Source organism: Dietzia sp. DQ11-44, assembly GCF_014145205.1.
In the GTDB taxonomy this organism is placed as follows: Bacteria; Actinomycetota; Actinomycetes; order Mycobacteriales; family Mycobacteriaceae; genus Dietzia; species Dietzia natronolimnaea.
This window is the reverse complement of sequence record NZ_JAALEC010000151.1, coordinates 1-5,883: the sequence shown is the minus strand read 5'-3', so window position 1 is coordinate 5,883 and position 5,883 is coordinate 1. Positions and strand designations below refer to the sequence as shown.

Annotated in this window: 4 protein-coding genes and 1 pseudogene; 1 reads left to right on the top strand and 4 read right to left on the bottom strand. The window is 68.1% G+C overall.

The genetic code is table 11. The features are described from left to right. The 4 genes and pseudogenes from G6018_RS17280 to acnA form a co-directional block, all read right to left on the bottom strand. Window positions 1-204, bottom strand: a pseudogene (locus G6018_RS17280) (MFS transporter); the annotation flags it as partial. Window positions 205-319: 115 nt separating this feature from the next. Further along, on the bottom strand, window positions 320-1,162 hold the full coding sequence (locus tag G6018_RS04745; protein WP_179525302.1) for an aldo/keto reductase: 843 nt from the start codon (window positions 1,160-1,162) through the stop codon (window positions 320-322). A 27-nt stretch (window positions 1,163-1,189) separates the two neighbouring features. Then, complete coding sequence (locus tag G6018_RS04740) at window positions 1,190-1,759, bottom strand: TetR/AcrR family transcriptional regulator (RefSeq protein WP_179525301.1); 570 nt, start codon at window positions 1,757-1,759, stop codon at window positions 1,190-1,192. A gap of 91 nt (window positions 1,760-1,850) precedes the next feature. Continuing rightward, window positions 1,851-4,664 (bottom strand): aconitate hydratase AcnA, encoded by a 2,814-nt coding sequence (gene acnA / locus G6018_RS04735; RefSeq protein WP_179525300.1) that lies wholly within the window; start codon window positions 4,662-4,664, stop codon window positions 1,851-1,853. A 251-nt stretch (window positions 4,665-4,915) separates the two neighbouring features. Here acnA and G6018_RS04730 point away from each other — a divergent pair, with 251 nt between their 5' ends. Beyond that, complete coding sequence (locus G6018_RS04730; RefSeq protein ID WP_179525299.1) at window positions 4,916-5,446, top strand: DUF6676 family protein; 531 nt, start codon at window positions 4,916-4,918, stop codon at window positions 5,444-5,446. Window positions 5,447-5,883: the final 437 nt, after the last annotated feature.

The following is a 5,883-nucleotide window of genomic DNA, read 5'->3' as shown; positions in this document are numbered from 1 at the left end:
TACCAGCACCAGCACCGTCGCCACCGCGGCGGCGACCCCGATCGAGTCGGTGAGGTAGTAGGCCAGTACCAACCCCGGCAGTGTGCTGAACGCGCCCGTGCCCACGCTGCCGGCGGCGTACGAGGCGAGCATCCGGCCCGAGGGACGCCCGGCGGGCCGGCCGTCGTCACGCGCGGCCTCGCCGTGCGCCCGTGTGGTGGTCATGGACAGACTCTAGGGCGAGGCGAGCACGTTCACCGTCGAAAAGGGCGTTCCGCGCACCTGGCTCGAACGAAACATGTCCGGAACGCTCTTCTCGATGAGGAGTGAGCCGGGATCCTCAGCCTCGCCAGTCGAAGGTGTCCGGATCCGGCCCGGAGCGAGTGCCGTTGTGCAGGGCCGATATCGAGGCCATCTGCTCGTCGTTCAACTCGAAGTCGAACACGTCGAGGTTCTGACGCATCCGCTCGGGGCTCGAGGACTTGGGAAAGACGATGTCCCCGCGCTGGAGCACCCAGCGAAGCACGACCTGGGAGACCGAGCGGTCGACCTGCTCCGCCAACGCGGTGAGCTGCGGGTCGCCGAAGACCGCGCCCTGCGCGAGCGGGCTCCACGCCTCCACTGCGATCCCGCGGTCCGCGCACGCCGCGCGGACCTCGTCGTTGACGAAGTAGGGGTTCGACTCGATCTGGTTGACGGAGGGAGTGCTGAGGCCCGCCTCGGACAGTCGCGCGAGGTTGGCCGGGGTGAAGTTGGAGACCCCGATCGAGTCCACCGCGAAGTCGGCGCGGATGCCCTCCATGGCCTCCCAGACGCGGGCGACGTCGTCGTGCATCGCGAGCGGCCAGTGCACCAGGAACAGGTCGATCCGGCCGCCGAGGGCCTCGAGTGAGCGTTCGGCGGAGTCGCGGGCGGCGGCGGGCTCGTGGAAGGAGTTGTTGAGCTTGGTGGTGAGCCACAGCTCGTCACGCGGGATCCCCGAGGCCGCGATCGCGCGACCCACCCCGTCCTCGTTGCCGTACATCTGGGCGGTGTCCAGGTGCCGGTACCCGGCCTCGAGTGCGTCCGAGACGACCTTCTCGGTGTCGGCGGGGGGAACCTGGTAGGTACCGAAGCCGAGCTGGGGGATCGCACGGCCGTCGCCCAGGTCGATCAGCGGGATCTGCGGTGTCGAATCGGTCATGCGCCCCACCGTACGCCCGTCCCGGGATCACTCGCGACCGGTACGCAGCGAGGCCTCCACCAGGTCGAGCATCGCGCTCACGTGAGCCGTGCCGCGCCCTGTCGCGAGGTGGGTGATGAGTCCGTCGAGCACGATGTCGAGGTAGACGCGCAGCACGTCATCGGGGACGTCCGTCCGCATCCTCCCGGAGTCCTTCTGCTCCCGCAGGCGGGCGAGAATGGCCTCGTCGAGCTCCGCCTGCCGGTCGGTCCACCGCTCCCGGAAGGCCGGATCGGTGCGGATCCGTCGCGCGATCTCCAGTCGGGTCCCGAGCCACGAGAACTCGTGGGGGTCGGCCAGGATCTCCCGCATCACCTGGACCAGACCCTGCTCGGCCACCGTGGCCGCCATCGCCGCGGCGTCGTCGTGCGCCAACGCGAGGAACAGGGCGTCCTTGTCGTCGAAGTGGTGGAAGATCGCACCGCGGCTGAGACCGGTGGTCTCCTCCAGACGTCGGACCGTGGCGCCCTCGAACCCGAACTCGGCAAAGCACTCGCGCGCCCCCGACAGGATCTCCCGACGCCGGGCGTCCATGTGGTCCTGACTGACCCTGGGCATCTCACAACCTTCCTACGGATACACCACGGCGGTACGCGGTTCCCCCTGTCTCACCAGGAGTTACCGCGCACCGCCGTCGGGGTGGAGGTGATCAGCCCTTGATCATGTTGCGCAGCACGTACTGCAGGATGCCGCCGTTGCGGTAGTACTCCGCCTCGCCGGGGGTGTCGATGCGCACCTTGGCGTCGAACTCGACCACCTGGCCGTCCTCCTTGGTGGCGGTGACCTTGACCGTCTTGGGCGTGGTGCCGTTGTTCAGCTCCTCGATCCCGGTGATGTCGAACGTCTCCGTGCCGTCCAGGCCGAGGGTCTCGTGCGACTCGCCCTCGGGGAACTGCAGCGGCATGACACCCATGCCGATGAGGTTCGAGCGGTGGATGCGCTCGAACGACTCGGTGATGACGGCCTTGACGCCGAGCAGGCTGGTGCCCTTGGCCGCCCAGTCGCGGGAGGACCCGGTGCCGTACTCCTTGCCACCGAGCACCACGAGCGGCGTGCCCTGCGCGGCGTAGTTCTGCGCGGCGTCGTAGATGAACGCCTGCGGGGCGCCCTCCTGCGTGAAGTCGCGCGTGTAGCCGCCCGTCACACCGTCCAGCAGCTGGTTCTGGAGGCGGATGTTGGCGAACGTGCCCCGGATCATGACCTCGTGGTTGCCGCGGCGCGACCCGAACGAGTTGTAGTCCTGACGGGACACACCGTTCTCGTCGAGGTACTGCGCGGCCGGGGTGCCCGGCTTGATCGTCGACGCGGGCGAGATGTGGTCGGTCGTGACCGAGTCGCCGAGCTTGGCCAGGACGCGGGCGCCCTTGACGTCCTCGACCGGGGTCAGCTCCATCTGCATCCCGTCGAAGTACGGGGGCTTGCGAACGTAGGTCGACTTGGCGTCCCACTCGAACGTCTTGCCGTCCGGGGTGCTGAGCCCACGCCAGCGGTCGTCGCCGGCGAAGACGTCGGCGTACTTGGACGTGTACTCCTTGGAGGAGATCGAGGCCTTGATGGTCTCCTCGATCTCCTCGGTGGAGGGCCAGATGTCCTTGAGGTAGACGTCGTTGCCGTCAGTGTCCTTGCCCAGGGAGTCGGCCTCGAAGTCGAAGTCCATGGTCCCGGCGATGGAGTACGCGATGACCAGCGGCGGGGACGCCAGGTAGTTCATCTTGACGTCCTGGTTGATCCGGCCCTCGAAGTTGCGGTTACCGGACAGCACCGCGGTGGCGGTCAGGTCGTGCTCCTGGATCGCGTTGGAGATCTCCTCCGGCAGCGGTCCGGAGTTGCCGATGCAGGTGGTGCAGCCGTAGCCCACGAGGTAGAAGCCGAGGGCCTCCAGGTCCGGCCAGAGTCCGGCCCGCTCGTAGTACTCGGTGACGACCTGCGAACCCGGCGCCATCGACGTCTTGACCCACGGCTTGGCCTTGAGTCCCTTCTCGTGCGCCTTGCGCGCGAGGAGCCCGGCGCCGATCATCACCGACGGGTTGGACGTGTTGGTGCAGGACGTGATCGAGGCGATGGAGACGATGCCGTGGTCCAGGACCATCTCGGTGCCGTCCACGGACACCTCGACGGGCTTGGAGGGACGTCCCTCGGAGCCGTCGGAGGCGTCGGCCCGGACCGAGCCCTCCTCGGCGTGCGAGAGGGTCGCGGTCCCGGTGTTGTCGGACGGGGCACCGCCCTCGGACTGCATCCGGCCCTTCTCGGTGTCACCGAGGGGGTTGACGCCGGCGTCCACGTAGTTGTGGATATCCTTGCGGAACGCGCTCTTGGCGTCGGCCAGCTCGATGCGGTCCTGCGGACGCTTGGGTCCGGCGATCGACGGGACGACGTCGCCCAGGTCGAGCTCCAGGTATTCGGAGAAGACGGGCTCCTCCGCGTCGGCGTGGAGCCACATACCCTGCTCCTTGGCGTAAGCCTCGACCAGGGCGAGCTGCTCCTCGTCGCGACCCGTCAGGCGCAGGTAGTCGATGGTCTCGCCGTCGATCGGGAACATGGCGCAGGTGGAGCCGAACTCCGGGCTCATGTTGCCGATCGTGGCGCGGTTGGCCAGGGGCACAGCCGCGACGCCGGCACCGTAGAACTCCACGAACTTGCCCACGACGCCGTGCTTGCGCAGCATCTCGGTGATCGTCAGGACGACGTCCGTGGCGGTGACGCCCGGCTTGATCGACCCGGTGAGCTTGAAGCCCACGACGCGGGGGATGAGCATGGAGATGGGCTGGCCGAGCATGGCGGCCTCGGCCTCGATACCGCCGACGCCCCATCCCAGGACGCCGAGACCGTTCTCCATGGTGGTGTGCGAGTCGGTGCCCACGCAGGTGTCGGGGTAGGCCTGCCCGTTCCGGACCATCACGGAGCGCGCCAGGTACTCGATGTTGACCTGGTGCACGATGCCGGTACCCGGGGGGACGACCTTGAAGTCGTCGAAGGCGCCCTGACCCCAGCGGAGGAACTGGTAGCGCTCCTCGTTGCGCTGGTACTCGATCTCGACGTTCTTGTCGAAGGAGTCGCGACCACCGAAGGACTCGATGATCACGGAGTGGTCGATGACCATCTCGGCCGGCGCGAGGGGGTTGACCTTGTCGGGGTCGCCACCGAGGGTCTTGACGGCCTCACGCATGGTGGCGAGGTCGACGATGCAGGGGACACCGGTGAAGTCCTGCATGATCACGCGGGCGGGCGTGAACTGGATCTCGGTGTCGGGCTCGGCGGAGGGGTCCCAACCGGCCAGGGCCTCGATGTGCGCCTTGGTGACGTTCTTGCCGTCCTCCGTGCGCAGCAGGTTCTCGGTGAGGACCTTGAGGGAATAAGGGAGCTTCGCGGCTCCCTCGACCGCCGAGAGGCGGTAGATCTCATAGGCTTGGCCGCCGACCTCTAGGGTCCCCTTGGCGCCAAAGCTGTCAATGCTTGCTGTCACGTCAGCTCCACTCGTGGTGTGAATGTCGATTCGTCATCCCTCCCGGTGTCGCCGCGTGTCTCGGGCGGCAACGCCGGGGGCGGACACAGGACCCATTGTGGACCCTCGCGCCCGGTTGCGGTCACCAATTTACCAGTACGCTCGTTCTGTATAGGTTCCGGCACGCCCGAAGGTGGGGGGCGCGGAGCGGGTATCGCGCCGTCCGGCGCGCGTATTCGGTTCGACGACGACGAGATGGCACCATGTCGGCCGTGGACAACTCCGACGATTCCGTGACCACGCTCGCCTACGAGGCCGAGCCGGTGATGTCCTTGCAGGAGGGCGAGGTCCCGCAGTGGCTCGACTTCGAGGCCGTGTCCCGGGACCTGGCCGACGACGGGGTCTCCGCCCCGGAGCCGTTCGTCGAGGGACTGCGGACCGTCGTCACCGAGGCGGGGGACCGCGGGCTCGATCTCAAGGTGGTCTACACCGAGGCCCCGGCCGCCGTCTACACGGACGCCCGCGACCTCGCCGCCCTGCTGAACGAGGAGTACGAGGGGACGATCCTGGTCCGGACCCCGGTCTTCGTCGGCAGTTCCAGCGACACCATCCCCCGCCACAAGCTCGAGGCCGGCCAGGACGACGCCTGGGAGGAGTTCGACCCGGTGGCCTCCGCCTCCGTCTTCGCGCACAAGGTCACCGCCCCCGCCCCGCCCTGGGGCGCGTTCTCGGCGGTCGTGCTCGTGCTGGCGATCGTCGTGGCGGTCGCCTTCGTCGTCGCCCTCCGGCGGCGCCTGCGCTGACGATCCCCGGTGGCGCCTGCGCTGACGGACGCTCTTCTCCCCATCGCCCGACACGCCGGGTTTTCTCGCGTTATTAGAGTTACAGCAGTGTATTTTGCCGTCCAATGTTCCGGACGGGACTTCTGTGACCTACGGTGCTAGAGGAACCATCGGTTCTGCCGAGTTGGTATGAGGCTCTAGTGGCGCAGGGGAAGGCATCACCCGAACCTCACCCTCCTCGGTGACGCGTCCCGCCGTGCGGGTCGCGCGGTCAGCCGCATCCTCGTGCGGTTATCGGAAGGTGAAACGTGAAGCCTGACCATTCATCAAGCCGCGCTCCGGGAGCGCGGAGACGTCGGGGCCCGGTCCGGACGCCCGGACGCGCCCTCCTCGCGGCGGCGCTCGTCCTGGGCACCGCGTCGGGCGTGGTCCACGCACCGGTGGTCGCGGCCCAGGAG

Bases quoted from the DNA above. Each gene is read 5' to 3' on its own strand.
- G6018_RS04745 (WP_179525302.1), bottom strand. From the start codon at position 1,162: ATGACCGATTCGACACCGCAGATCCCGCTGATCGACCTGGGCGACGGC.
- G6018_RS04740 (WP_179525301.1), bottom strand. From the start codon at position 1,759: ATGCCCAGGGTCAGTCAGGACCACATGGACGCCCGGCGTCGGGAGATC.